Genomic DNA, 24,719 nt, shown 5'->3' with positions numbered 1-24,719 from the left:
TATATCCTCATCCCCTGACTGGCAAACCGCCTCCCGAACAAGAGGGGAGATTAGGGCTTGACCTTGGACTAAGCACCAAGGTTTACACTCCCCTCAGTTTTCAGCGCTCCCGCACCGACGGGATCCACTCAAGAGGGATTCACCATGAGCAAATCCTGCTGCAATCATCAGCACGCCGCAGCCCCCATCAAGGCCGTCAACAAGGCCGTAAATAGGGCAGACACCGGCCAGGCCCAGCATCGGCACGACAGCCACTGCTGCGACCAGGTCGCGCCGGTCAGCGCCTGCGCCAGCCCGGCCCCCCATGATCATCAGGATAAGGGGGCGAACGAATCGCCCGGGGATGACGAGCCCCCCCGAGGAGGCTGTCACGGCCAGGGCTGCTGCAGCCCGTCTCCCTCCCACGACCATGAGCATGAGCATCATGCCCATGCCGAAGCGGCCGAGGCGGCCGAGGCGAGCGAGCCCTTGAGCGCGCCGGAACAGCACAGTCGCCGCCACAGCTGGCAGGTGCTGGGGATGGATTGCCCCAGCTGCGCCCGCAAGATAGAGACCGCCGTCAGCCGGGTCCCTGGCGTGCAGCAGGCGCGGGTGCTGTTTGCCACCGAGAAGCTGGTGGTGGATCTCGCCCCCGAGCTCTCCCCCGATCCCGTCACCGCCGCCGTGCTGGCCGCAGGCTTCCGGCTCAAGGGCGAGACCCGGGGCAAGGCGGCCGAAACCCACCGCAGCCCGGTGATGAGCCTGCTCGGCAAATATTGGCAGCCGCTGTCCCTGGCGGCCCTGATGGGGGTGGCCGCCCTGCTGCCGGCCCAGATCGGTCAGCCGTTGTTTATCCTGGCGACCCTGTGGGGACTCTGGCCCGTCGCCCGCAAGGCCTGGGCCCTGACCAGGAGCGGCTCCCCCTTCGCCATCGAGACCCTGATGACGGTGGCGGCGCTCGGCGCCCTCTTCCTCGGCGAGACCGCCGAGGCGGCCATGGTGCTGCTGCTGTTCATGCTGGGGGAGCACCTGGAGGCCTATGCCGCCGGCCGTGCCCGCGCCGGCGTCACCGCCCTGATGGCGCTGGTGCCCGACAAGGCGCTGCGCATTCGCACTGTTCTACAAGGTCAGGCACAGAGTGAAGTACGGGAGGAGGTCGCGGCCGACGAGCTGCGCCCCGGCGACATCATAGAGATAGCCCCCGGCGCCCGCCTGCCGGCGGATGCCCGCCTGCTGGACGCCCTCGGGGCCTTTGATGAGAGCGCCCTGACCGGTGAATCCATCCCGGTGGAGCGCCGTCAGGGCGACAAGGTGCCCGCCGGCAGCCTGGCGGCGGATCGGGTGCTGCGCCTGGAGGTGGTCTCCGAGCCCGGCAACAACGCCATCGACCGCATACTGCACCTGATCGAGGAGGCCGAGACCCAGCGCGCGCCCATAGAGCGCTTCATCGACCGCTTCAGCCGCTGGTACACCCCGGCCATGATGCTGGTCGCCCTGCTGGTGGTGATAGTGCCGCCGCTCGCCTTCGGCCAGAGCTGGGACGAGTGGATCTACCGCGGGCTGGCGCTGCTGCTCATCGGCTGCCCCTGCGCCCTGGTGATCTCCACTCCGGCGGCGGTGACCTCCGCCCTGGCGGCGGCGACCCGGCAAGGGGCCCTGATCAAGGGGGGCGCGGCGCTGGAGCGGCTGGCCCATGTGGACACGGTCGCCTTCGACAAGACCGGCACCCTGACCCTGGGCAAGCCGCAGCTGACCGAGCTGATAAGCCTGGATGGCCGACCAGAGGCCGAGCTGCTGGCACTGGCCGCCGCCATCGAGCAGGGCTCCCACCATCCGCTGGCCAAGGCCGTGGTGGCCGCCGCCAGCGAGCAGGGGCTGACCCTGGCCGCGGCAAGCGAACTGCGTGCCCTGCCGGGCATGGGGGTGGAGGGACTCATCGACGGCGCCCTCTGGCAGCTGCTGGCCCCGAGCCGGATCCCTAGCCTCGACGAGGCCATCAACCAGCAAGTCAGCCGCCTGGAGGCACAGGGCAAGACGGTGGTGGTGCTCTGTCAGGCGGGCTCGGCGCCGGTCGCCCTGCTGGCGCTGCGCGACCAGATCCGGCCAGACGCCGCCGCGGCGCTGCAGGAGCTGAGGGCGCTGGGGCTGCAGAGCATCATGCTGACCGGGGACAACCCCCGCGCCGCCGAGGCCATCGCCACCGAGCTCGGCATGGGCTGGCGCGCCAGCCTGCTGCCGGAGGGCAAGGTGGAGGAGATCGCCAAGCTGGCCGAGCACCGCAAGGTGGCCATGATAGGGGATGGCATCAACGACGCCCCCGCCATGAAGCGGGCCAGCATCGGCATCGCCATGGGCGGCGGCACCGACGTGGCGCTGGAGACCGCCGATGCGGCCCTGACCCACAACCAGCTCGGCGGCCTCGCCGCCATGATCCGGCTGTCGCGCTCGGCGCTCGCCAACATCCACCAGAACATAGCGCTGGCGCTGGGGCTCAAGGCCATCTTCCTGGTCACCAGCCTGCTCGGCATCACCGGGCTCTGGATAGCGGTGCTGGCCGATACCGGGGCCACCGCCCTGGTCACCGCCAACGCCCTGCGGCTGCTGCGCAAGCGCTGATCCTCGGCTCCAGCCAAACACCAAAAGCCGTCACCCCGGGGTGACGGCTTTTCTCTTTTCCCCTCTCCCCTGGCACCGGCGAAGCAGAACCTGCAAAGAAAAAGCGCGGCTGCCCTCTGGCAGTCGCGCTTTGTGATTACTCTCTCGGCTTATCCCACCCTTGGCGAGGTGGAATTCAACCCTGGGCTGCCGAGCCAGCCCAGGGCTCGATGGGTCTCCTTACTTGGCGCTGCACTCCTGAATGACCACGGTACCGGCGCTGACCCCTGCCGGGTCAACCTTCACCAGCACGCTCCACAGGCCTTGCGGCAGGGTGATGCTGTTGTTGGAACTCCCCGGCTCGGAGAAGGCGAAGGGGTAACCCGTTTCGGGCTGGACGGCACCGCCACCATTGAGCAGGTACTCCTTGCTCCAATCTTCGTTGGCGACCTTGAACTCTGTGGTGCCCGCATAGCTGAACGCGGTCTGATAGATGGCGAGTGCGCCGTCCATCCCCTTGTAGCTCAACTGGTACTGAGGCTGGGCGTTCCAGCCGGACAACTCACCCTTGACGAACAGGTTGTAGCCGAGCGGATTGCCCGCTACGGTATCCAGCACCTTGCAGCTCTGCACCGGCTCGGTGAAGCTGACGCTCAGGCTGGGCTTGTCCTTGTTCATGGCGGTAAACACGAACTTGTAGGTGCCGGCCTTGTCTGCATTGAACGGCAGATCCCCACCGTTGGCACAGAGCCCGCTGATCTGGCCCGTCGCCAACTGATCGGTATCGCTGCACTTGCCGTAGTTGATCGGTCCGCCCCAGTCGCTACCGGCGATCTTCACCTGAGTCATCCCCAGCTGATCCGCCGTCACTTCGGTGGTGAACTCGTAGCTGAAGTTGCCACCGAAGTTCATCTTGTTGACCGGATCCCACTGGTTCAGGAAACCGCGCACGAAGACCTCGGTATCACCGAAGGGTGGCACCGTGCTCAGGTCCGTCTTCTTGCCCACCGGCAGGCCCGTACCCTGGGCACCGGCCTGTGGCTTGACGAACACGGCGGCCGACCAGGCCCCCAGCGTCAGCTGGCCGTTGTCGAACGCGGCGCCACTGGCGATGCTGCTACCAGCGTGATGAGCGCTGCTCAACACCATGCCGGAGAGATCGACAGGTTGATCCTTGCCGTCACGGAAGTCGCCGATACTCTGGCTGGCGTTGGTGGCGTTGATCATCACCACCAGGCCATCGATGGCCGGGTCCAGATCCGCCCCGGCGCTCGCGCCGTCATCCACCGACATCACGATGAGGCCCGGGATCTGATCCGGCCCGGTGTTGCGGAAGTCGACCCGCTTGATCACCTCGGCACCGCTGCCAAGACGCAGCAGACGGGAGGATTGACGCAGCTCGGCCAGCTCCTGATAGAAGCCCAGCATGCGCTCCATGTCAGCCCCGCTCGGCTTGACGTGCTGGCCGAGCACCTGCTCGATCAGCGGATAGTTGTCACCATCCTTGTCCTTGCGCGGCAAACCCTTGTCGAAGTTGTTGTCGGCCTGGGTGTAATCGACCCGGTTGTACCAGTCACCGGAGTCGTAGCTGTCCCGCTCCATGGACTTGGAGCGCAGCAGTTCACTGCCGGCATGGGTGAAGGGAATGCCCTGCCCCAGCATGGCAGTCGCGAGCGACACCCCCTGCATCCGCACCAGATCGGCCCCTGCCGGCGCCTTGTAGACCAGGTTGTCGAACAGGGTCTGGTTGTCGTGCTTGGAGACATAGTTCTGGATCTCGGTCGGATCCTGGGCATAACCGGCGGGCTGACCGTTGTAGTCGATGTCCGCCCCCTTCTTCGGCATGCCGTCCTTGTCGGTCAGCACGAACTCCTTGAGGTTGCCGGCCATGCCGAGGCGCACCAGATCGGACTGGTGCAGCGCGGTCGCCAGATCGACGCCGTCCACCTCGTTCGGATCCACGAAGGCGCCGTTGCCGAAGCCCTGGGTCTTGCGAATGAGGTCGCCGCCGTCAAACGGGCTGCCGCCACGGACCGCATCCCGCAGCCGGTCGGAGAAGGAGCCGATGCCGGTGCCGCCAAGGTGTTTCTGGGTGGCCTGCACGAAGCGCTTGTCATCCTGCACCTCGCCGAAGTTCCAGCCCTCGCCGTAGAAGTACATCTCGGGGTTGACCTTCTTCACCTCGGCCAGCGCCTGCACTATCTGATCCTTGGGATGGTGACCCATGAGATCGAAGCGGAAGGCATCGATCTTGTAGTCCCGCGCCCAGGTCACCAGGGAGTCGTCGACGAGCTTGGCGAACATGGCGTGTTCCGGCGCCGTGTTGGAGCAGCAGGTGGAGTTCTCGACCGAACCGGTCTCCGGGTTCAGCCGCTGGTAGTACCAGGGCACTATCTTGTCGAGCACCGACTTGGCGCCGAGCCCGGCCTCGTTGGTGTGGTTGTAGACCACGTCCATCACCACGTTCATGCCGATGTTCTGCTTGATGGCCTGCACCATCTCGCGGAACTCCTTGATCCGGGTCGTTCCCTCCGCATTGGTGGCGTAGGAGCCTTCCGGGGCGGTGTAGTGATAGGGGTCATAACCCCAGTTGAAGGAGTCCACCCCGCGCAGATAGCCATACAGCTCCTGCACCACGGGGTTATCCTTGCTGTCCACGCTCTGCAGCTCGGTCAGCACCGATTCTATGGTCTGGCCGCCGCCACAGTGGCTGGCGAACTTGGAGTTCTTGACCTCGGCATTCACCTCGCACAGCTTGCTGAAGTCGTCGCCGATGTTGGCGACCTTGGCCGGATCTTCGTTGATGGTGGCGATGTCGAACACCGGCAGCAGGTGCAGGTGGCTGACGCCGCTCTTGGCCAGGGCCTTCAGGTGGGTGACCGGCTTGCTGTCGCCGTCGGTCAGCCCCAGGAACTTGCCTCTGTGTTCCGGCAGGGTGCTCTCATCGTTGCCGGTCAGATCCCGGACATGGGCCTCGTAGATGGTGATGTCGGCCGGGTTCTGCTGGCTGTGGGGCGCCTTCAGGCTGTCCCAGCCCGCCGGCTTGAGGGCCGGATCGTCCAGGTCCACCACCTGGCTGAACTCGGAGTTCATGGCGAGGCTCAGGGAATAGGGGTCGGTCACCTGGTAGGATTCCAGCTTGCGGCTGAGGGGGTGATAGACCTCGATGGCGTAGCGGTAGTACTTGCCCACCAGATCCGCGCCGCCCTGCAGGCTCCAGCTGCCGCTGGCCTCGTCTTGTGTCATGGCGCGCTCGCCGAGGGACTGATGCTGCTCATCGAACAGCGCCAGCTTGACCGACTTGGCGGTCGGCGCCCACAGCCGGAAGGTGACGTTGCCACCCTCGACCATGGCACCATAGCTCAGCTTGGTGGCGGCCTCGGCATAGACAGCATCCAGGGCGCCGGCGCTCTGCACCAGGGTAGCCCCCTGCAGTATGCCCTCGGCATCGGTACCGATCGCAACCAGCTCACCCTTGAGCAGGGGCTTGAGATCCTTACCGGCAGGCAGGGCGAAGGCGGCGGCATCCTTGAGGTGCGGATACTTGGCCTGCTGCTCGGCATTGAGGCTGGTCGGGGTCAGGCTGAGGTAGGGGAAGTCGAACACCCCTTCCGCATTGGCCTTGATGGTGCCGGACTCTGTGTAGTAGAGCCGCACATGGGGTTTATCCTTGCCCCCTTGCCAGATCAGGGTGTTGCCGTCGATCAGGTGGGCGCTGGCCCCGGCCACGCCGAAGGCGGCGCTGAAGGCCTCGGCACGGCTGCCGAAGATCTCGCTCTTGCCCGCGACTATGGCCACGGTGCGATCCGGGTGCTCGCTGAAGATCACCTTCATGTCGGCACCGGTCAGGTTCGCCATATCGCCGTTGCGGGCGATGAAGTTGATGCAGCCTTCCATCTTGGCGAGCGGCACCACCCAGCTGGGACCGAAGCCGTCCACCGCCGCCGGTGTCTTGCTGGCGTCATCCCAGCTCGCGTTCAGGCCGCTGTCGGCGGTGGCATTGCAGGCATCGTTGTTCCACAGGTGCAGGCTGTGGCCGGCGAAGGGCCCTTCGATGCCGCGCGCCGCGCCGGTCTGGGTGTCGACCAGGGCGATCACCGCCTGATCGGGCCCGGCCACCAGCTGCTCGGCCGGAGGCTGTACGTTGGGGAGGCGGGCGACGGGCCCATCCTGGGAGGGTGGAGTGGAGGGCGAGGAGCCGTTGTCATTACAGCCAGACAAAAGCGCGAGCAGTGAGGCTGTTACCAGCGCCACCTTGGTCTTTTTCATATCCATTTTTTTATAATTCCCGCTGTAGTTAGTCTCGATATTCGAGTACCCGGTCGCAGCCGAGCGGTGTCATATTAGTCAGCGGGGATTGTTGTAAATGTGAGCAGGCAGGCAAAAAAAACCAACCAGTTTCAACAAGATAACGTTTTCATAACGAAAATAGGAGCGAGCTCACAGACTTGGGGCGATATTCACCCCATCACTTGGGAGAACCCCATGACGCAGGAAAAACCAATTTCCGATCAACTGGATACCGAGGGTGATGCAGATGACGCGAATCGATGAGCAAGCGAGGCGACTGGATGAGGAGTATCAGGCCATCAGTCAGCTGTTCGATCAGTTTTGCCAGCAGGCCGGGGCGCTCGCCGAGCAGTACCGCTTCTTAAAGTGGCCCGACTACGAGGAGACACCGCCGCGGATCCGGGCCTTCACCCTGCTGGGGGAGCCGCGCGAGCTGCGGCTCCATTGCCAGCCGGGGGAACACGGCATCCTGCACGGCATCATCCAGATCGTCGACGAGGAGGAGCAGCTCCATGCCAGCCTGGGATTCAGGGCCGACGGCCATCTGCTGCTGGAGTCGGGCCGCCTGCTGGACAACCCGCCCGGGCTGCTGCTCAAGCTGCTGATCGGCTCCATCTGGAAGGATAAGTCCTCGGCAGCCACCAGCCAGCCTCACTGAGCCGGCGCAGCCGCCGCGCCTCAGCCCTGGGCTATCTCTATGGTCACATGGACCAGCTCCTCGTGGATGGCGAGCCGCTCGCGGATCTGCTGCGGCGGCACCGGCTGTGCCATCCGCAGCGACAGCACGCAGGCATACTGCTGCTGCCCCACCCGCCAGACGTGCAGATCGCGGATCTCCGCCGCCGGCCCCTCGGCGATCACCTCGCGGACCTCCGCCACCAGGGGGGTATCCATCTCGGCATCCAGCAGCACGCGACCGGTGTCGCGCAGCAGGCCCTTGGCCCACAGGGCCACCAGCACCGCGCCCACTATCCCCATCAGGGGATCCAGCCAGTCGGCGCCCCACAGCATGCCGCCCACCAGGGCGAAGATGGCCAGTACCGACGTGGCCGCATCGGCCAGCACATGGAGATAGGCGGCCCGCAGATTCAGATCATGATGAGCATGGCCGTGGTCGTGATCATGGTGATCGTGCTGGTGACCGTGATGATCGTGGTGATGATCATCCTTGAGCAGCCAGGCACAGGCCAGGTTCACCAGCAGACCGAGCAGGGCGATGCCGATCGCCTGCTGATAGTGGATCGGGCTGGGATCCAGCAGCCGGGTGACCGACTCGAACAGCATCAGGCCGGCCACCCCCACCAGCAGCAGGGCGCTGGTGAAGCCGCCAAGCACCTCTATCTTCCAGGTGCCGAAGCTGAATCTGTGATCCCGGGCGAAGTGGCGGGCGGCGCGATAGGCCAGCACCGAGAGACCGAGCGCCAGCGCGTGGGAGCTCATGTGCCAGCCATCCGCCAGCAGCGCCATGGAGTTGAACACCCAGCCCCCCGCGATCTCCGCCACCATCATGATGAGGGTGAGCAGCACGGCCCAGCGGGTCTTCTGTTCGGCCAGCGGATTCCCTTCGTGCACGACGGGTTGATGGCAGTGGAAGCTAGCGACGGATGACATGAATTTCTCCTGAGGGCGACAATACAATATACTATACCCCAGTATAGTTTTATCGCGCGAGAGGATCCTGCATGTCACACACGGTACACAACAAGAAGAAGCTGCTGGCGCGGGTACGCCGCATCAAGGGTCAGACCGGCGCGCTGGAGAGTGCGCTGGAGCAGGAGACCGACTGCGCCGCCATCTTGCAGCAGATCGCCGCCATCCGCGGCGCCGTCAACGGCCTGATGCTGGAGGTGCTGGAGGGTCACATGCGCGAACATCTCGGCGCCGAGGAGGCCACCCAGGCAGAGCGGCTTGAGGATCTGGATCAGGTGGTGAGGGTGCTGCGCTCCTACCTGAAATGAGTACGCCCGACGGGTCGGGCGTACGGTTCAGTCGAAGTCCGCGTAAGGCGTGAGCGGCTGGGGCGGCATGTCGAGATCCCCCTGCCATGGCTTGAAGGTGTAGCGCAGGAAGAGGGTCGCATGGCTGGGGGCATAGTCGTCGGCCTGCTGGATATCGATCCGCCCGCCGATGCGCCAATGCTCGCTCAGCCGGTGCTCCACCACGGCGTTGAGGGTGTAGCCGAACCCGCTGCTGCTGCCGCCCTGCACCGGGGCGTTCCGGTCGGGCAGGCGCTCCGGCAGCAAGTCGGGCAGGGGGTAGCGCCGGCTGTCGTCGGTGCGGGAGTGGGACCAGGAGCCGGAACCACCCAGCTCCCACGACCAGTCCGGGGTGCGCTGCCGGTAGCTGACCGGGAGCGACAGGGAGAAGTAACCCTGGGGGCTGTAGTAACCCCCCTGCCCCAGGGTGTAGCCACTCAGATCCTGCTGGTAATGCCACAGCATGCTGCTCAGTCCCAGGCTGACCCGCCGGTTTGCCTCGTTGACGACCTTGTAGTAGCCACCGCCCATGAGCCGGGTGCGCCAGTTGTCCGGCACGTTCTTGCCCGTCAGCAGATGTTGCTGGGCGCTGCCCCAGAAGCCGACCGCTCCTCCCAGATCATGGCTGAGATCGAGGCGGACACCGTTGGCCCGCACGCCCCCCCAGCTGATCCCGGTAGCGGGATCGACGGTGCCGGAGTAAGAGAGCAGGGAGCTGCTGATCGGCCGCCGCGACAGGGTGAGGCCCCAGCCCAGATCCCCAAGATCCCCTTCCACCGAGGCCCCGCCGACCCAGTCCACCACCTCGAAGCCGAGGGGGGTGGTGCCCAGATCGAAGGCCCAGGCGCCCCCGCGCCAGCCCGCCGCCAGTGTGGTGCCGGCATACTGCTGGTGCTCGTCCCCCGCACAGCCACGCGCGGCGCAGGTGCCGAACTCCGCCAGATAGGGGGAGGCAGGCAGGTGGCCCGCATCCATGTCGACCCGCTCGAGGCGGCCGAAGAAGGTGCCGCCGGCCAGCGGGGTATCCAGCTGCAGCATCTGGGTCAGGGCCCGCAGATCGGAGACGCCACCGGTGCCGCTGGAGCCCCAGTAGTCGCTGTCGAGGGAGACTGTGGTCTGGCTCTGCCGATAGTGCCGGTCGAGATCGCTACGCAGCCCGGATGCCAGCCAGCCCTCCCCCTCCCGGCTGCGGGCGAGCCGGGTCAGATCGCCCCCGTCCAGATCCTCGCGGGGGGCCAGGCCGGCGGCCACCATGGCCTTGCGATCCCATTGCAGGGCCTCCTCCGTCTCACCGGCGGCGAAGCGCTGACGGGCGGCGTCACGCCAGAACAGCGCGCTCTGCTCGGAGGCGGGCTGGGCCGATACCGCGGGGGCATAGCCCTCGAAGATGGCCTGCGCCGTCGCCTCCTCCCCCAGGGCCTGATAGAGATTGGCGACCCGGCGGTAGTCGTTGAAGCCGTCGGCGGGCTGGGGGCTGATCGGCCAGCCGGGCAACCAGCGCCGCACCTGCTCCCGGTCGCCCCTTGCCAGCGCCAGCTCGGCCATGCCAAGGCTCGCATCCAGCTGCCGCGGCTGGTGCGCCAGCACCCTTTGATAGTGCTGCTCGGCCTGGGCCCAGTCGCCACGCTCGCCGGCCCAGCCGGCCAGCATCAGGCTGACGTCGTCGTCCGGCAGCAGGGGCTGCAACAGGCGCTCGGCGCCGTTCTCGTCGCCCTGCTCGCGCAGTTGCCTGGCCCTGGCCAGGGTCTGGGTGCGCACCAGGCGGACGTCCAGCTCGCGCATGTCCGCCGACCAGCGCGATGCCGGCACCTCGGCCAGCACGGCTCTGGCCCGCTCGGTCTGATCCTGCCCCGAGAGATAGAGCGCGGTGGCGTAACGCAGGCTGTTGTCCTCTGGCCGGGCCGCCAGCCGGCTCAGCAGTAGCCGCTCCCCGCCCCCGACATCACCGCTGCGGGCCGAGGTGCCGGCGACCCTGTAGGCGAGCCAGACGTCATCGGGCCTGAGCGCGAGGGCCTCCTGGCGCAGCGCCAGGGCCTGCGGCAGCTTGCCCGCCTGCTCGAGCACATCGGCCTGCGCCTGCAGCTGCTCGGCCTTGAGCTGCTTGCCCTCGGCCTGCAAGGCGGGATCCCGGCTCTGCGCCAGCAGGGCCAGCGCCCGCGCGGGATCCCGCTCCCGATAGAGATCGAACAGCCGGGACAGGGCCCTGTCATGGGCGCCGGGCAACGCGAGCGCCTTGCGATACGCCTGCTCGGCCTCCACCGGCCGATCCCGGGCCAGCTCGCTGTCCCCCAGCCCGAGCCAGGCCTCGGCCTCCCTGCCATCGAGCCGGGTGGCCTGACGGTAGCGATTCGCCGCCGCCTCCCACTGCTGACGCTCGCCGGCCTGTTCGGCCTGGCTGATCAGCAGCCAGTAACGGTTGCTGGCCAGCAGGCTGCTCCACTTCTCCTTCTGGGTCACCTCGGGGTGACGCAGCACCTGCTCGAACTGGGCGATGGCGAGGGCCCGCTGGTTGTTGCGCGAGTAGGCCTGACCGAGCGCCCCCATGAGGTCGGGATCGCCGGGATTGGCGGTGAGGGCCCGCTTCAGCTCGGCCACCGATGCCGTGCCGGCTCCCGTCGCCGTCAACGCCTGCTGGCGGGCACGAAACGCGGGAGAGGCCCACTTCGCCTGCTGCTCGGCGAGCAGGGACTCGGCCTTGGCGGCCTCGTCACCGCTGCCGAAGGCCGTGATGAAGCGACTCAGCTCGGCGATGCTCTGCGGCCCCACCGGCATCTCCGTGATGGCGCCCAGCCAGATCTCGGCCGCCTCGTCACGGCTGTCGTCGCTCATGGCCATCTGCCGCAGCAGCGCCATGGCCTCCTGGCGTCGTCCGTCGGCCAGGTAGTTACGCGCCAGCCCCGCCCGCACCCGCGGCTGACCCGGGTACTGGCGGTTCAGCGCCTGCAGGGCCTGGATCCCCTTGCCATGAAGGGCGGGGATGCGCGCCTGCAGCAGCGCGTATTCGACCGCCACCTCCAGGTTAGGTGGCAGATCCTCCACGAACAGGGAGCGGTAGAGGCGCTCGGCCTCTGCCAGCCGGCCCGCACTGACCAGCAGCCTCGCCTGCTGCAACTGCTGGCGCTGCGCCGCGTCGGTGAGCGCCAGGTTCGCCATGCCCTGACGGTAGAGCCGCGAGTCGGGCGCTACCTTGCCGAGCCGGGCGAGCAGCGCCCTGCCCTCCTTGATCTTGCCCTGACGCAGCGCTTGACGGGCCTGGGCCGCCAGCAGCTCGGGGTGATTGGGATCCACCAGGGAAAGGGAATAGAGGCTGTTGCTGACCAGATCTTCCCGCCCGCTTGCCTCCCCGATGCGGATCTGCTCGAGCAGCCAGTCGACCGGCTGCACCGCCCCCTGCGCCAGGCTGCCGCCTGCCAGGCAGCCAAGCAGACAGGCCAGGGTCAATCTGCTTGGCATGCGTCGCTCCAGTGCGGCTGCAGGGTGCCATCGGGGGCGAAGCGGTAACGGCCCTGATCCCAGCCGGCGCCAAACAGGCTGAGCACGCTGCCGTAGTAGGCATCCGCATCCTGGCCATGCTGCTTGACCCTGTCACGCAGCGCCGCCAGGCTCGGTTGCCCCTGCGCCAGCGGCAGCAGGGCGGCGGCGAAGCCGACCGGCCCCTGCCCCTGAGCCTCGCCACTCTGGCTGTCGACCCGCTCCGGCACGGCGCCGAGCTCGGTGATCCTGGCCAGCATGGGGGCAAAGTGCGCCACCAGGGCGGCCTTGGCGGGATCCTCGTCGCTCAGCATGCCGAGCCAGAGATAGACCCGGATGGCGTCATAGCTCCCCTGCGGCCCCTTGTCGGCCGCCACCTGCCAGCCCTTGTCGCCCTGCCACTCAATCCAGTCCGGGGCAACCCCTTGCGGGGCGCTCTCGCGCAGCAGCCGTGGCAACAGCCCCTGCATCTCGCGCCAGGGCCCCTGCAAGGAAGCGAAGCGAGCCAGCAGCTGGGGCGGCAGGTAGCTCGGGTTCAGGGTCCAGCGCCCCTCGCTGGCGAAGCCATGGGCCCCCGGCAGCAACACGGGGCCCAGGCCGGGCAGACGGGCCACCTCTTCCCTGGCGATGCGGCGCAGCAGCAGGGTGCCGATGGACTCGTAGCTGTGGTTGTCCCAGAGTCGCCCCGCCTCGAGCAGGCTGTAGGCGATCCAGAGATCCGAATCGGCGGCGCTGTTCTCGTCAAGCACGCCCCAGCCGCCATCCTCGCGCTGGCCCCATTGCCAGGCCGGCAGGAAGCCGGTCAGATCGCCGCGGGCGAGCTGTCGCTCGGTCCAGTCAAGCAGCCGGGCGAAAGTCTCCCTGTCGTCGTTGACCAGGGCGAAGAAGAGGCCATAGCTCTGCCCCTCCGAGGTGGTGAGGCGGCGGCCATCGGCGGGATCTATGACCCGCCCCTCCTCGCCGATGTAATGCTCGCGAAAATGCTGCCACTCGGGCCAGTCACAGGCGCCCCAGGCCGGCAGCACGCTGAGGGCCCACAGCAGCAGGCCGCCCCATACAGTCTTCATCTGTCTCATCTCTTACTCTTCCTTCAGACGGCGACGGCTGCTGCTGGCCAGCAGCACCCGCAGGCCCCAGCCCAGCAACAGCATGCACAGCAGGGTCAGCCCCGCGAGTCGCAGTGGATAATTGGCGAAGAAGTGCCAGATCCGCTCCCACCAGGGCAGATAGCCCACCTCGTAGCGCTCCCCGACCGCCAGGATCTTCACCCCGGACTCCCGGATGATGGCCACCGAACCCGCCACCTGCGCCCGCAGGCTGGAACTCTGCAGGGTCTCGTTGAGCAGCTTGACCCCCGCCGGCCCGTCCGCCAGCAGCGCCACCAGGCTGCGCTGCTCATGGGTGGGCGACTGCAGGCCGAGGATGACGGCGATGGCGTCATTGCCCCGCATGCCGACCCGCGCCTCGGGCTGGCGATCCGCCATGCTGTGCAGCAGATCCCCCTGGTATTCACGGTGCGGCTGGTTGACCCAGCTGCGGGTCGAGGCCAGCAGGGCATCGGGTTCGAGGTCGCGCCTGAACTCCTCGGGCAGGGAGCCGATGAGCAGGGTGTCCAGATCCGCGCCGCGCGCCTGCTCCCAGTCGTTCACCAACCGCAGGGAGAGCGCCGGATAACCGGTCTCGGCACCGATGGCCCCCAGGGCATCGAGCAGGGTCGTCAGCTGGGCCGGATGCGGCTTGGCGGGCATCACCACCTGGCTCTCGGCCAGATCCGCCATCCGGCTGAACGGGAACCCGGCCCCGGCGAAGGCCCTGAGGTTCGGCATCTCGATGAAGTGGCGATAACCGCTGAAGTCGATGGTGGCGCTGTCGTCGAGACGCACCTGGTGGGCCGGGGGCAGCAGCAGATCGCAGCGGCCGTCCTCGTTGCCCCCCATGAACTGCTCGGCGTATTCGAACGAGAAGCTCAGGTTGTTGGCCTGGGTCGTCTTGAGGCCGGGCATCCGCAGCGCACGCGAGCCCTCGTCGCCGGCAAACCAGAGCGGCAGCGTGAGCAACTGCTGCCCCTTTGCCTCATCCGGCAACAGCGGGAAGGACTTCATGAACTGGCCGTTCACCGCCACGTCCAGCCTGGAACCATCCCGCAGGGCCGGGGCCGTGTGGTGGTACTTGAGGTCGACCTTGACCCCGTTCGCCCCCAGCAGATAGAGATCCGGCGGCAGGCGCAGCGTCAGCCCCATGGGCCAGAGCCTACGGCCCGTCGCCTGCAGCTGGCCCGGGTAGTCCACCAGCTCGTCGAACCGCATCTTGCGATCGAGCCGCACCCAGTTGGGGGCGTCGTAGGGCTGACGAGGCGCCAGCGACTTGAGCTCCTCCACCTGCACGCTCTGGCCACGCAGCAGCACGTCCCCCTGCGCCAGCCCCTTGGCGGCGGTCAGCAGATCCTCCTGATTCCGCCCCAGGATCAGCAACAGCTTCACATAGGGGTTGTCGGGGGAGCTGATCATGTCGATGGTCGGCCCCTTCACCTCGGGGTAATCGGCCAGAAAATCGGGACGGGCCTCGTTGGTGGCGAAGATCACCCCGTTGCGATCCGGCAGCCGGTTGATGAGCACGGGGAAATGCTGGCCGCGCCACTGGGCCTTGGCCCCGAACCAGGAGGCCAGCACGGCCGCGGCCTGCTGCTGCAGGAGCGGCACCTCCCCGGCAAACACCATGGGCAGGGTCAGCTTGCCGTTGTCACGGGTATCGAGGAACGGCATGGGGAAGAAGGAGAGATCGTTGCGCACCGGCAGGGTCTGCAGCTGCAGGCTCAGGCTGCTGTCCCGGTTGACGTTGAGCCACAGGGTGTCGTTCGCCGGGTTCTCGCACACCTTCTGGTAATGGCCGACGAAGCTCACCTTGAGCCGGTTGAAGTCCTTGACGTAGCGCGGATCCAGCTCGATGCGGGCATGGGTCCGCTCCCCCATCTGCTCCTTGGTGAGGGCGGTGACCCCCATCAGCTCGTCGTTGAGGTACACCTTGACCTGGGAGATGAGCGGGAGCAGCGAGGGGGAAGGGGTGAAGTCGAGATCCAGACTGGCCCGGGTCACCACCTCGTCACGCCGCACGGTGAAGTCCGCCTGACCGTCCGGCGCATTGCCGCGCAGGGAGAGGGTGCCGGGGGTCGAGGCCATGCGCTCGAAGCTCAGATCCAGGCTGCGCACCGGCGCGGACAAGGGCGGCAGAGGCCCGCTGACATCGGCGGCCAGCGCACTCTGGGTCATCAGCAGGAGAGGAATAAGGCAGCGTTGTAGTTTCATCATCCTTTCACTGTCTGTGTGGTCGGAGTCTGGCGCCGGAAGTCCGGCGAGACGCGACGTGGAACAAAGGAGAGCAGCCAGCGAGCCAGCTTCTCAAGCAGGATACAAATCGGCCCGATCGGGGAGCTGCGCGCCAGCCGCCAGTAAGCCCCCCAACCGAGTTGTACTATGTCGAGCAGGCTGTGGAGCGGGCGATCCTTGCCGAGCCGCTGCTGCCACAGGGACCAGGTGTCGGCCCGGGCGAAGGTGCACTGGATGAAGGCGATGTGTTGCGCCTTGTCCATGGGCTCCAGCTCCAGCCCCAACTTGCACCCGAAGCTGCGCTGCACCTTGGCGGCGAAGGCGGCCTCCCGCTGGCCGTGGCGCAGCAGCAGCCAGACCCTGTCCTTGTCCGCCAGGGGCAGCGGTGCATCGAGCAGGACCCCGACCCCGCCATTGGAGTAATCCTTGAGGGTGCAGGGATAGAGGTGACCGTTGGCCAGCTTGATGGCCGCCGGCATCACCATCTCCACCCTGGGGTTGGTGCGCACCTGGCGCGACTCGAAGGCCACCGCCAGCGCCCCCCCCAGGATGGTCATGTTGTAGAGGGTCCACAGCATGCTGAGGATCAGGGTCAGCACCTCATCGGCCGGGCCTGTGCCGATGCGCCAGATGCCGAACCCCAGCCCGCACAGGTTGAGCAGGATCAGTACCAGATAGGGTTTGGAGACCGACAGATCCAGGAACAGCTCCTCCGTCATGCCCCCCTTGGCCGTCACGTTGAACTTGCCCTTGTGGGGGGCGAACAGCGCCACCGTGGTCGGCCGGGCTATGTACCAGGCCAGCACCGTCTCGTAGACCTCACCCCAGAAGGAGTGGCGCACCTTGCCCTGCAGGCGGGAGTTGGTCAGGGCGCTGTGGAAGATGTGGGGCAGCATGTAGAGCGCGATGGCCGCCGCCGGGGCATAGATGATGTAGGCGTGCAGGATCAGGAAGGTGAGCGGGGCGGTCAGGAAGATGAGCCGCGGTATGCCCGACAGGAAGTGCAGCATGGCGTTGAAGTAGCAGAGCCGCTGCCCCAGGTTGAGCCCCTTGCCGAACAGGGGGTTGTCGAGGCGCAGGATCTGCACCATGCCGCGCGCCCAGCGGATGCGCTGGCCGATGTGGGCGGCGAGGCTCTCGGTGGCCAGCCCCGCCGCCTGGGGAATGCGGATGTAGGCCGAGGTGTAGCCCAGGCGGTGCAGCCGCAGCGAGGTGTGAGCATCCTCGGTCACCGTCTCGACCGCGATGCCGCCGATCTCGTCGAGGGCCGAGCGCTTGATGACGGCGCAGGAGCCGCAGAAGAAGCTGGCATTCCACATGTCGTTGCCATCCTGCACCAGGCCGTAGAACAGCGCCCCCTCGTTCGGCATCTTGCGAAAACGCTGCAGGTTGTGCTCGAACGGATCGGCGGAGAAGAAGTGATGGGGGGTCTGGACCAGGCCCAGCCTGGGATCCTTGTAGAACCAGCCCACCGTCATCTGCAGAAAGGAGCGGGTCGGCAGGTGATCGCAGTCGAAGATCGCCACCAGCTCGCCGCTCGCCAGCTTGAGGGCATGGTTGATGTTGCCGGCCTTGGCGTGCTCGTGGGTCGGCCGCGCGACGTAGCGGATCCCCACCCCTTCGGCAAACTCGCGAAACGACTCCCGCCCGCCGTCATCGAGCAGCCAGATGGTCAGCTTGTCGGCCGGCCAGTCGAGGGCCAGCGCCGCATAGACTGTGCCCTTGACGATGGCGAGATCCTCGTTGTAGGTGGGGATCATCAGATCCACCGTGGGCCATTCGGCCGAGTCCGCCGGCAGGGGCGCCGGCGGGCGGTTCAGCGGCCAGGCCGTCTGCCAGTAGCCGAGCAGCAGCACCACCCAGGCGTAGGTCTCGGCCGCCAGCAGCAGCAGGCCGCAGGTGAGGCTGACGGGGTCGAACCAGTCCAGGGTCGAGGTGTAGCGCCACCAGATGTAGCGGCAGGAGACGGTGAGGGAGAGCACCATCATCATCAGCATGGGGTAGCGCCCCGGCACGGCACGCAGGATGAAGGCCATGGCGGCCAGCAGCATGACGAACACCAGCTGGGCCTTGAGGCTGAACGGCTGGGTGATGCAGAGCAGGGAGAGGATACCGGCGGCCACGCAGAGCAGCACGCTCTTCCAGCGCGCCTCCCGCGGGGTGGCCCGCGCCGCCGCCAGCCCCTTCTCCTCCTGCCACTGCAGCAGCTTGCCGAGCGAACGGGTCCCCCACTGCCAGGCCCTTTGCCATGAGGCAGGCCAGCGCAGGGGAAGGGGCACGGGCCGGCGCACGATCAGCCAGATCATCTGCAACAGGATGCGCAGGGGATCGCCCAGCTTCACTCGGCCCACCTGGGGGAAGAGGGCGCGGCCGTTGCGGCGTATCCACTGCCACCCGTGCCGCTCGAAGGGGAAGATGGCCCAGGCCAGCAGCCAGAAGAGGGTCAGGCCGGCGGACCCCAGCCTGGAGCCGCCGCCTTTACGCAGGAAGCGGTAGCGGATCCCGCACCAGCGTCCCGCCGTCGGCGTGACCAGCCAGGCTAGCATCAGGCGTTAGCCTCTCGCATCAGGCACCAGAGCGCTAGCGAGCTGAGCTCATGGGCGATCAGACTGGTGGGCGCATAGCGCCCCACGGGTTGCTTGGCAGCCATCGCTTCCGCCATGGCTTCGTCCCGGTGCAGGCGCTGGGTAAGCTGTGGCAATCCTGCCGCAACCCAGAGATCCAACAGATCCTGTTGCAACGCCCGACGGCTGTTAAATTGGGTCACCAGCAGTTGTTCATTGGCCGCCCAAGTATGGCGGTAGAGCCGCACGTGGCAGTTGGCATCGGCATTGACGACGGTCAGCAGCCGGGACGCGGCCGCGGGCACCGGCCCGGGGGGCAGGTCCAGCAGCACCAGATCGTAACCCGCCAGCGCCGCCAGCCAGTCGCCGCTCAGGGAGGCCGGCTGACCGCCATGGGGCAGCAGATCCAGCCCGCTCTCATAGGCAGAGAGGGCAGAGCGCCACTCCCGTGCCGGATCGGCCAGCCGGCTCCAGCCCCTGGCATGATCCTGAGGCAGGCCGAGGTGCAGTCCCAGCAGGTTGTCGGGACAGAGGTCGATGGCCAGCACCCGCGCCCCCTGCTCCCAGGCCGCCAGTGCCAGACCGGCGACGATGGAGGTCGTCCCCACCCCACCGCGGATCCCCTGCAGGGCCAGGATCTTCATCCGCCCCTCCGCTGCATGTCCAGCTCCGCCAGCAGAGGGAAGCGCTGCCGCAGGCAGGCAAGATGCTCCCGCAGGCTGATGTCCTGATAGGGCAGCTGGACGCCAAACGCCTGCTGTACCATGGCCACGTCGCTCGGCACGCCCCCCTCCACCGGCACCCCGAAGGGGGCCTGGCTCCGCTGTCTGGTCTGCATCCCCTTATCCCCCGTCATTGCGGATAGGGGACCCAGTCCCCCTGCCCCAGCTTGATGTGGTACTTGTCCTGATATTCGAGCACGACCGAGCCCTGGTTTTCCGCGACGTCGGCGGTCTCCGGCAGATTGTCCAGCAGGCTGTTCCAGTCGATGGCGTCACTGTCGAAGGCCTGGCTGCCCACCAGCCGCGACACCAGTTCGGAGATCGCCAGGAAGCTGCTGGGGGTATTGATATTCCGGGTCGCCGCCTGGGGACTCTTGGTCCCGATCAGTGCCACCCCGACCGGCACCTGAGTGATGCTGGGGCTCGGGATGTCGCGCAGCCCGGCCATCTGCATCTTGTCACCGGCGATGGCCGCCCCGTGCTCTGGCACCATGATCACCGCCACCTTGCGACCGGACTTGTTCAGCTCGGTCAGGAAGTGATCCAGCTGATCGAGCAGGGTGCGCAGCCGATCCTTGTAGGGGGCGGCCTTGCCGGTGGCCGCATAGCGATTGCCGTCGTGCAGGGCGATCAGGTTGAAGAAGGTGGTGTTGCGCGCCGCCTTGCTCGCGTTGCGCTGACTCAGCCAGCGGTCAAACAGGGCGTCGCTCCGATAGATGGGCTCACCATCGAAGGAGGCGAGATCGTGGGCCATCCCCTGCTTGTCCAGCGGGGTGACATCCAGGTCGGCGTACTGCCGCAGATCCTTGAGGTAATTGCCGAAGGCCCCTGAGTGATCCATGGCGACCTGCTTCTCGAAGCCGAGCTGCGCCAGGTTGTCGAGCAGCAGGCACTGGCTCGGGGCGGGCACGTAGAGCCCCTCGTGGCTGGGCTGGCCGCAGCTGGCCCGCAACAGCCGGATGGAGGCCGGGCCGCTGTAAGAGGTGGCGGAGTTGAAGTGCTTGAACATGAGATCGAAGTGGCGCCAGAGCGGATGGTCCACCAGGCCGCTCGCCTCCACGTCGCTCCAGGCCAGGGAGCAGATGTTGATGATCAGCACGTCGAAGGGGCTGGTCCCTTCCGGCAGCTGTTGCGGGAAGCTCACCAGGCGATCCCGCTCCTCCCCGTAGAAGTCATCGAGGTAGACGTTGAGGTTCTCGTTGGTCGGGGGCGCGCTCTGATCCAGTTGCTCCTCCACAGAGACGCTCTTCTCCTCCGGCACTGGCCGACTGCTCTTGCCGGTGCTGGCGGTCGGGGTTCCCTGAGCGGCGAAGGGATTGCCCAGCTGGGGCGAGAGCCACAGCCAGAGCAGGGCGAGCAGGACCCAGGGGGTGAAGCGCAGCCACTGCGCCAGGAACAGATAGAGGGTGAGCATGACGAAGCCCACGCCTATCATCTCCCAGTTGATGAAGCGGCCGAGCAGCTCCAGCCAGTAATCCGGGGTGAAGGAGAAGACCTGGCGCCCCTGGCCAAGGATGCTCTGTATCCCCGGCAGCCAGGTATCGTGATAGAGGATCCCGGCGCCGATGGGCAGTGCCAGCCAGTGCCGCGCGCGCCGCGCCCCTGCCCAGGGCAGGGGGAAGATCAGGAAGGCAGCAAACACCAGATTGATCAACGGATGAAAATTGAGGTAGCCGGCCCACAGCAGGGCAAACTTGCCGAGGAAATAGAGGTTCCATCCACTTAGCCCTTGCCATGCCAGCCAGGGGGAAGACGAAAGAGAAACGCGTCGAGTCATCAGCGGTGGGTCACCTGTTATCATCAGGCCTCTTGAGCGGGCCAGAGCGCACTGCATTAAGTTATGAAGAAAATACTTCATTTATTATGCAACTAATTGGCCTCGCTCACTAAATCTCCACGGCACCACCAGACGCGAACGAAAACAGGCTCCATTTAACCCTCAACATTACACGAATTGCGCATTCACAGGCGTCTTCAGGTCATCAAATTTTTCGATATTTTTTGTCTCTAAACTTGAATAACCCCCGCTTTTGAGGGGCTCAGAGTGGTCTTTATACGACAAGGGCTGTCATCTCCTGGCCCGCTGCCGAACTGCTTGAGGCCAAATCCAGATTGCGCCATGATGTCGAACCCGGCCAGCGGCCGGTCTGATTGGACAGTCAACTTCAAGGACCCCCCATGTTTGAACACGTCGATGCCTATGCTGGCGACCCCATACTGACGCTAGTCGAGACCTTCCACAAAGACACCCGTGAGCAGAAGGTGAACCTGGGGATCGGCCTCTATTACGACGAGCAGGGCCGCATTCCGCTGCTGGCCTCGGTGCAGCAGGCCGAAGCCCAGCGTGCCGCCGCTCCGGCGCCGCGCCCCTACCAGCCGATGGAAGGGGCCGCCAACTACCGCAGCGCCGTGCAGCATCTGCTGTTTGGCGCCGACCACGAGGCGGTCAAGGCCGGTCGCATCGCCACCATCCAGACCATAGGCGGCTCGGGTGCGCTGAAGATCGGCGCCGATCTGCTCAAGCGCTACTTCCCGAGCTCAGAGGTGTGGGTCAGCAATCCGACCTGGGACAACCACAAGGCCATGTTCGAGGGGGCCGGCATCAAGGTGCACGACTACCCCTACTACGACGAGGCCAGTGGCGGCGTGCAGTTCGATGCCATGCTCGACTGCCTGGCTAGCCTGCCCGCCAAGAGCATAGTGTTGCTGCACCCCTGCTGTCACAACCCGACCGGGGTGGATCTCTCCCGCGCCCAATGGGACCAGGTGATCGCGCTGGTGGTCGAGAAGAACCTGATCCCCTTCATGGACATCGCCTATCAGGGCTTCGGTGACGGGCTGGAAGAGGATGCCTACGCCATCCGCGCCATGGTGGCTGCCGGCGTCAGCTTCTTCGTCAGCAACTCCTTCTCCAAGAACCTCTCCTTCTACGGCGAGCGCTGCGGCGGCCTGTCGGTGATCTGCAAAGATGCAGAGGAAGCGGGCCGGGTGCTGGGCCAGATGAAGGCGACAGTGCGTCGCAACTACTCCAGCCCCCCCACCCACGGTGGCCAGGTAGCCGCGGCCGTGATGAACGACGCCAAGCTGCACGCCCTCTGGGTGGACGAGGTGAGCGAGATGCGCACCCGCATCAAGGCCATGCGCCAGAAGCTGTTCGAGGTGCTGAGCGCCAAGGTGCCGGGCCGCGATTTTGGCTACTTCATCAGCCAGCGCGGCATGTTCAGCTACACCGGCTTCACCCCGGAGCAGGTCGATCGCCTGCGTGAGGAGTTCGCCGTCTATCTGGTGCGCTCGGGTCGCATGTGCGTGGCCGGCCTCAACAGCCGCAACGTCGAGTACGTGGCCGACGCCATGGCCGCCGTGCTCAAGGGCTAAGCCTTCAGCCCCGCTTCGGCGGGGCTTTTTGTTTCCCTCTCAGCCTTTTCTCAGGAGTTCCCATGGATCTGATCGCCCTCTCCCATCCGAGAGCACGCCATCTGGTCGCCCCGCATCCCTTGCCCGCACTGGTCTCGCCTCAGGAGGTTCCTTGGATCTGATCGCACTGTCCCGTCTGGGGGGACGCCATCTGGTCACCCTGCATCTGCTGCTGGACAGCCAGAGCGTCACCCGCACGGCGGAACGGCTCTGCACCACCCCCTCCTCCGTCAGCAAGACCCTCAACCAGCTGCGGGATCTGCTGGGGGATCAGCTGCTCTACCGCCAGGGCAACCAGCTGCTGCTCACCCCCTTCGCCGAGCGGCTCGGCCCCAGTCTGCACCGGCTATTGAGCGAGCTGAACGGCCTCACCAGCCAGGGCGGCTTCGATCCCGCCAGCTGGCAGGGGGAGCTTAAATTTGCCCTGCGCGAGAGCGGCATGGTCTGGCCCATGGGCCCCATTCTGGGTCAGTTGATGCGGGAGGTGCCGGGGCTGGTGCCCGTCGTCTGGAACAAGGATGAGCGGGGGCTTGAGGCGCTGGCGGCGGGCAGGCTCGACTTCCTGATCCTGCCCCATGATCAGAGCCAACCCCTGCCCCGCCAACCCGGTCTGGTATGGGAGACCCTGCGGGAGGACCAGCTGGTCTGCCTGGTGCGGGAGGGCCATCCGGCCCTCGCCATGCCCTGGGATCTGGATGCCTACCTGAGCTGGCGCCACATCGCCATCCGCGATACCGAGCTGGCCAATCCCTTCTTCGAGCAGAGCCTGGCCCAGCTGCAGGTCAGGCGCCGGATCGGCGCCACCCTGCCGGATTTCGGCGGCGCGGCGGCCCTGCTGGCGCAGAGCGATCTGATCCTCACCGCCGTCAAAGGCTGGGCCGAGCAGGCCAGGCTCCCGGGGCTGGTCGGCCTGCCCGTCCCCTTCGACTATGGCGCCGTGACCCACAGCCTGGTGTGGTACGGCCCGGCCGGGGAGGAGCCGGCCCGCCGCTGGTTCCGGCAGCGGATCCTGCAGCTGGCCCAGGAGTTGGCCTGATGCCGGCAACGCCCTGCCCTCAGATGGCAGGGCGCGCCGGAATGAGCGGCCTCAGGGTTTCTTGGTATAGATGGGGCTGGGGAAGGGAGAGACGTTGTTGCCCAGCTCTGTGATGCGGGCGGCCCCCTGCTTGCGCACCTGATCGATGCGCAGCACCTGGTGCATGGGGATCAGGGTGCGATTGACGTCGGCAAACTCGCTCTTCAGCTTCTCGTGGCTGGGATCGACGATGAGCGCCGTGTGGTTGTCCCACACGAAGTTCGCGATCTCGATGAAACCGAACAGCTGACCCTGGTTCACCTCCCTGACATAGACCTCGTAACGCTCGTTGTGGCAAATAAACTGCACTCGGTATAAGGCGCTGGCTTCACTCATGGGCATCTGTTGATGGTGGGCGGTTTTCCCATTCTAGCGGCCACTTCCCACGCGCCCTATAGACGAAGTTCACAGTTGCGTCATATCGAGTCTCAAAACGACTCAGCAGATCGCCGGCAGAGCGATGGGGCCCAATCCCTTGGCGATCAGCGCCTTGGCGAGCGACTCCAGCTCGGGGCGCGCCGCCTCCCGCCAGTCGAGCGCTCCACCGCGTACCCCGTGCCGACGAAAGCCATTGAGCCGGATGGGCACGGGCCCCAGGCCCTGCAGGAAGCGGGCGAGCCCCTCGTCCAGCTCGCCGCTCCCGTCGAGAAAATCGCTGCGTCCCGGCACATGCAGCAGCCGCAGCTCGCTCAGCTTGCCCCGGCTTGCCAGCAGCTGCAGTGAGGCCAGTACCCGCTCGCGGCCCTGGCCGGTCAGGGCATGATGCGCCGAGTCGCGCCACCCCTTGAGATCGATCATGGCGCCGTCCAGCACCTGCAGCAGCCGCTGCCAGCCGGTCTCGGCCAGGGAGCCGTTGCTGTCGAGCAGACAGCTCAGATGAACGAGATCCGGCGCCTGCTTGATGGCAGTGAACAGCGCCACGACGAAGGGCAGTTGGGTGGTCGCCTCGCCGCCGGAGACCGTGATGCCGCTCAGCAGCGGGCCGTAGCGGCGCAGCTGGGCCAGCACCTCAGCCACCGACATGGACTCGGTCTTGGGGCTGGCCTGGCGCGGGCAGCCGTCGAGGCAGCGATCGCAGTGGGTGCAAAGATCTTGCTGCCAGCTCACCCGCCCCTGGTGCAGCCTCAGGGCGCCGCTCGGGCAGCCCGGCACACAGTCGCCGCAGTGATCGCACAGCCCTATGGTGTGCGGGTTGTGGCAGCCAGGGCAGCGAAAGTTGCAGCCTTGCAGGAACAGCACCAGCCGGTTGCCAGGTCCATCCACGCAGGAGAAGGGCAGCAACCGGCTGACGATGGCGGTGCGAGTCATCG

General features: G+C 66.5%; 16 protein-coding genes. 5 read left to right on the top strand and 11 right to left on the bottom strand.

All coding sequences use genetic code 11. The features are described from left to right. Positions 1 to 144: 144 nt before the first annotated feature. Positions 145 to 2,595, top strand: a complete 2,451-nt coding sequence (locus tag AACW18_RS01845) for a zinc/cadmium/mercury/lead-transporting ATPase (RefSeq protein WP_218389997.1) — start codon at positions 145 to 147, stop codon at positions 2,593 to 2,595. A 219-nt stretch (positions 2,596 to 2,814) separates the two neighbouring features. Here AACW18_RS01845 and pulA read toward each other — a convergent pair whose 3' ends face one another. Next, on the bottom strand, positions 2,815 to 6,849 hold the full coding sequence (gene pulA, locus AACW18_RS01840; RefSeq protein ID WP_218389996.1) for a pullulanase-type alpha-1,6-glucosidase: 4,035 nt from the start codon (positions 6,847 to 6,849) through the stop codon (positions 2,815 to 2,817). Positions 6,850 to 7,111: 262 nt separating this feature from the next. Between pulA and AACW18_RS01835 the strand changes: the two genes are divergently transcribed. Continuing rightward, a complete protein-coding gene (locus AACW18_RS01835) occupies positions 7,112 to 7,522 on the top strand; it encodes a hypothetical protein (protein WP_042653377.1) in 411 nt (136 codons plus the stop codon). A gap of 20 nt (positions 7,523 to 7,542) precedes the next feature. Here the strand turns inward: AACW18_RS01835 and dmeF are convergent, their stop codons facing one another. After that, a complete protein-coding gene (gene dmeF, locus AACW18_RS01830; RefSeq protein ID WP_218389995.1) occupies positions 7,543 to 8,475 on the bottom strand; it encodes a CDF family Co(II)/Ni(II) efflux transporter DmeF in 933 nt (310 codons plus the stop codon). Positions 8,476 to 8,546: 71 nt separating this feature from the next. Between dmeF and AACW18_RS01825 the strand changes: the two genes are divergently transcribed. Beyond that, positions 8,547 to 8,822, top strand: a complete 276-nt coding sequence (locus tag AACW18_RS01825; RefSeq protein ID WP_042653346.1) for a metal/formaldehyde-sensitive transcriptional repressor — start codon at positions 8,547 to 8,549, stop codon at positions 8,820 to 8,822. Positions 8,823 to 8,849: 27 nt separating this feature from the next. Here AACW18_RS01825 and bcsC read toward each other — a convergent pair whose 3' ends face one another. From bcsC to bcsG, 7 genes are read right to left on the bottom strand one after another with little or no spacing between them, the layout of a single operon-like run. Further along, a complete protein-coding gene (bcsC, locus tag AACW18_RS01820; RefSeq protein WP_218389994.1) occupies positions 8,850 to 12,293 on the bottom strand; it encodes a cellulose synthase complex outer membrane protein BcsC in 3,444 nt (1,147 codons plus the stop codon). Continuing rightward, positions 12,278 to 13,378 carry a cellulose synthase complex periplasmic endoglucanase BcsZ gene (gene bcsZ, locus AACW18_RS01815; protein WP_256352005.1) on the bottom strand — a complete coding sequence of 367 codons (1,101 nt, stop codon included), beginning with the start codon at positions 13,376 to 13,378 and terminating at the stop codon, positions 12,278 to 12,280. The genes bcsC and bcsZ overlap by 16 nt, the downstream gene beginning before the upstream one ends. A 12-nt stretch (positions 13,379 to 13,390) precedes the next feature. After that, a complete protein-coding gene (gene bcsB / locus AACW18_RS01810) occupies positions 13,391 to 15,613 on the bottom strand; it encodes a cellulose biosynthesis cyclic di-GMP-binding regulatory protein BcsB (RefSeq protein ID WP_256352004.1) in 2,223 nt (740 codons plus the stop codon). Then, a complete protein-coding gene (gene bcsA, locus AACW18_RS01805) occupies positions 15,613 to 18,180 on the bottom strand; it encodes a UDP-forming cellulose synthase catalytic subunit (protein ID WP_218389992.1) in 2,568 nt (855 codons plus the stop codon). Before bcsA ends, bcsB begins: the two co-directional genes overlap by 1 nt. After that, the gene (gene bcsQ / locus AACW18_RS01800) at positions 18,180 to 18,842 is read right to left on the bottom strand and encodes a cellulose biosynthesis protein BcsQ (RefSeq protein ID WP_218389991.1); all 663 of its coding nucleotides are present in this window, start codon (positions 18,840 to 18,842) and stop codon (positions 18,180 to 18,182) included. Before bcsQ ends, bcsA begins: the two co-directional genes overlap by 1 nt. Further along, positions 18,839 to 19,036 carry a cellulose biosynthesis protein BcsR gene (gene bcsR / locus AACW18_RS01795; protein ID WP_218292395.1) on the bottom strand — a complete coding sequence of 66 codons (198 nt, stop codon included), beginning with the start codon at positions 19,034 to 19,036 and terminating at the stop codon, positions 18,839 to 18,841. Before bcsR ends, bcsQ begins: the two co-directional genes overlap by 4 nt. Before the next feature lie 14 nt (positions 19,037 to 19,050). Further along, a complete protein-coding gene (gene bcsG, locus AACW18_RS01790; RefSeq protein ID WP_256352003.1) occupies positions 19,051 to 20,721 on the bottom strand; it encodes a cellulose biosynthesis protein BcsG in 1,671 nt (556 codons plus the stop codon). Positions 20,722 to 21,098: 377 nt separating this feature from the next. On the opposite strand from bcsG, the gene AACW18_RS01785 reads away from it, so the two are divergent. Then, a complete protein-coding gene (locus AACW18_RS01785; RefSeq protein WP_218389990.1) occupies positions 21,099 to 22,295 on the top strand; it encodes an amino acid aminotransferase in 1,197 nt (398 codons plus the stop codon). 151 nt (positions 22,296 to 22,446) lie between these two features. Further along, positions 22,447 to 23,370 (top strand): LysR family transcriptional regulator, encoded by a 924-nt coding sequence (locus AACW18_RS01780; RefSeq protein WP_218389989.1) that lies wholly within the window; start codon positions 22,447 to 22,449, stop codon positions 23,368 to 23,370. Positions 23,371 to 23,421: 51 nt separating this feature from the next. Here the strand turns inward: AACW18_RS01780 and AACW18_RS01775 are convergent, their stop codons facing one another. Continuing rightward, positions 23,422 to 23,745 carry a DUF1820 family protein gene (locus tag AACW18_RS01775; RefSeq protein WP_218292391.1) on the bottom strand — a complete coding sequence of 108 codons (324 nt, stop codon included), beginning with the start codon at positions 23,743 to 23,745 and terminating at the stop codon, positions 23,422 to 23,424. Positions 23,746 to 23,847: 102 nt separating this feature from the next. Then, positions 23,848 to 24,717 (bottom strand): YjjW family glycine radical enzyme activase, encoded by an 870-nt coding sequence (locus AACW18_RS01770; RefSeq protein WP_218389988.1) that lies wholly within the window; start codon positions 24,715 to 24,717, stop codon positions 23,848 to 23,850. Positions 24,718 to 24,719: the final 2 nt, after the last annotated feature.

This window comes from Aeromonas sp. sia0103, from assembly GCF_963895295.1.
Lineage (GTDB): Bacteria > Pseudomonadota > Gammaproteobacteria > Enterobacterales > Aeromonadaceae > Aeromonas > Aeromonas encheleia.
This window is presented reverse-complemented; position numbering and strand designations above follow the sequence as displayed.